The following is a 2502-nucleotide window of genomic DNA, read 5'->3' on the forward strand; positions in this document are numbered from 1 at the left end:
CGCGCAGCTCTCGCGCGGCAGGTACCGCACCGACGCCGGGGCCCGCGAGACGGTGCCGGTGTGCGGAAAGCGGGGCGCGGTCCACTTCGAGGCGGACATGGACATCGACTGCGACGGTCGGCCCACCCGGGCCTGCAACCGCGGCACCGACCCTTCGTTCACCGCCGCCACCGCCTTCACGCAGTCCGACGGCCGTTATCTGAACGCCGAGCGCCTGCCCTACGTCGTCGTGCCCGGCCGCGGCGACCGCTGGAACCACGCCGCGCACGGCATCACGGGCGGCACGGTCGCCGCCGTGATCTACCAGGGCCGCGTCCAGTACGCCGTCGTCGGCGACACGGGACCCACCGACATGATCGGCGAAGCCTCCTACGCCACCGCGAAGGCGCTCGGTGTGCCGCCGGACCCGCGCGTCGGCGGCACGGCGTCCGGCGTCACGTACATCCTGTTCACCGGCCCCGGGGCGAAGCCGATCGAGAGCGCGGAGGCGGCGGTGGCCCGCGGCCGGGAGCTGGCCCGCGCGTTCGTCAGGGAGAACTGAGTCCCCCGGCGGCCCCACACCTCGTGGCACCTCCGGTCGCTGCCCTCACACCTTGCGGTAGTCGTACGCCTCGGTGGCCGCTGCCCCGACCGCGTCGAGCCCCGCGCCCGCCGACGCGGTGACCACGGCCGCCACCGCCCCCTCCACGAACGGGGCGTCGAGCAGGCGGGTGCCCGGCGGGAGTTCATCGCCCTCCGCGAGCAGCGCCTTCACGGTGAGTACGGCGCTGCCCAGGTCGGTCAGGAGGGCGACGCCCGCGCCCCGGTCGACCCGCGCGGCGGCCGCCGCGATCAGCTCGGCGCTCGTGCCGAGCCCACCGTCCTCGGTGCCGCCCGCCGCGGCCACCGGCGCGGTGGTGCCGCCCGCGGCGAGCCCGGTGGCGAGCGCGGCGACCGACTCCGCGACGGCGGCGCTGTGCGAGACGAGGACGATGCCGACCAGCGGCGCGTCAGCCACGGCCCGCCTCCCCGGCCGCGTCCTTCTCGGCCGTCTCGGCGAGCGCCTCGAAGAGCAGCGCCGACGAGGTGGCGCCGGGGTCCTGGTGGCCGATGCTGCGTTCGCCCAGATAGCTGGCCCGGCCCTTGCGCGCGAGGAGCGGCGTTGTCGCGAGCGCGCCCTCCCGTGCGGCGTCGCGTGCCGCGCCGAACGAGGTGCCGAGCGCGTCCACGCCGGGCACCAGCGCGTCCAGCATCGTCTTGTCGCCGGGCGCGGCCCCGCCGAGCGCGGCGACCGCGTCGACGCCCGTGCGCAGCGCTTCGGCGAAGGCCGCCTCTTCGACCTCGGGGGCGTCGCCGAGCGCCTTGCCGGTACGGCGGAGCAGCGTGCCGTAGAGCGGCCCCGACGCGCCGCCCACCGTGGAGATCAACTGCCGCCCGGCCCGGGTGAGCACGGCCCCCGGCGTCCCGGGCTCCTCCTGCTCCAGCATGACCACGACGGCGGTGAAGCCGCGCTGGAGGTTGCTGCCGTGGTCGGCGTCGCCGATGGGCGAGTCGAGCTCGGTGAGGAGGGCCGCCGTACGGTCGACGGCGTCCGCCGTGTTGACCAGCCAGCGGCGGAAGAAGTCGGCGTCGAGCATGGGTCTCCTCGCGTGGTCGGTGGATTCGGACAGGGGTCAGACACCCCAGCGCAGGGCGGGCGTGCGGACCGGCGCGTCCCACAGGCGCAGCAGTTCCTCGTCGATCTGGCAGAGCGTCACGGAGGCGCCCGCCATGTCGAGGGATGTCACATAGTTGCCGACGAGGGTGCGGGCCACCGGTACGCCGCGCTCGACGAGTACGCGCTGAACCTCGGCGCTGAAGCCGTACAGCTCCAGGAGCGGGGTGCCGCCCATGCCGTTGACCAGCAGGAGGACGGGGTTGCGCGGATCGAGGTCGGCGAGGACGGCGTTGACGGCGAAGTCGGCGATCTCGCGGGACGTCATCATCGGGCGCCGCTCGCGCCCCGGCTCGCCGTGGATGCCGACGCCGAGTTCCAGCTCACCGGCGGGCAGCTCGAAGGTGGGGCTCCCCTTGGCGGGCGTGGTGCACGCGGTGAGGGCGACACCGAAGCTGCGTGACTCCGCGTTGACCCGCCGGGCGACGGCCTCGACCCGCTCCAGCGGCATGCCCGCGTCGGCGGCGGCTCCCGCGATCTTCTCCACGAAGAGGGTGGCGCCCGTGCCGCGCCGCCCGGCGGTGTAGAGACTGTCGGTGACGGCCACGTCGTCGTCGACGAGGACCTTGGCCACCTGGACGCCCTCGTCCTCGGCCAGCTCCGCGGCCATGTCGAAGTTGAGCACGTCGCCTGTGTAGTTCTTCACGACGAACAGCACCCCGGCGCCGCTGTCCACGGCGGCCGCGGCCCGCACCATCTGGTCGGGCACCGGAGAGGTGAACACCTCACCGGGGCAGGCGGCGGAGAGCATCCCGGGCCCCACGAACCCGCCGTGCAGCGGCTCGTGCCCCGAACCCCCGCCCGAGACG

The 2502-nt window shown here is 74.9% G+C and carries 4 protein-coding genes; 1 reads left to right on the top strand and 3 read right to left on the bottom strand.

The features are described from left to right. A partial coding sequence (locus AB8Z36_RS38425) for a glycoside hydrolase family 75 protein (RefSeq protein ID WP_369217998.1) occupies positions 1-541 on the top strand: 541 nt, incomplete at its 5' end. Positions 542-586: 45 nt separating this feature from the next. Here the strand turns inward: AB8Z36_RS38425 and AB8Z36_RS38430 are convergent. The 3 genes from AB8Z36_RS38430 to dhaK form a co-directional block, all read right to left on the bottom strand. Next, positions 587-997 carry a PTS-dependent dihydroxyacetone kinase phosphotransferase subunit DhaM gene (locus AB8Z36_RS38430; protein ID WP_369217999.1) on the bottom strand — a complete coding sequence of 137 codons (411 nt, stop codon included), beginning with the start codon at positions 995-997 and terminating at the stop codon, positions 587-589. Further along, on the bottom strand, positions 990-1616 hold the full coding sequence (dhaL, locus tag AB8Z36_RS38435; protein ID WP_369218000.1) for a dihydroxyacetone kinase subunit DhaL: 627 nt from the start codon (positions 1614-1616) through the stop codon (positions 990-992). Before dhaL ends, AB8Z36_RS38430 begins: the two co-directional genes overlap by 8 nt. Before the next feature lie 36 nt (positions 1617-1652). Continuing rightward, positions 1653-2502, bottom strand: an 850-nt coding sequence (gene dhaK, locus AB8Z36_RS38440) for a dihydroxyacetone kinase subunit DhaK (RefSeq protein WP_369218001.1), incomplete at its 5' end; no start/stop codon positions are given.

Origin of the sequence: Streptomyces flavofungini (genome assembly GCF_041028215.1) — a bacterium.
Classification (GTDB): Bacteria; Actinomycetota; Actinomycetes; order Streptomycetales; family Streptomycetaceae; genus Streptomyces; species Streptomyces flavofungini_B.

Excerpts from the sequence above, each read along its gene's own strand:
- dhaL (WP_369218000.1), bottom strand. The coding sequence starts at position 1,616 with ATGCTCGACGCCGACTTCTTCCGCCGCTGGCTGGTCAACACGGCGGAC.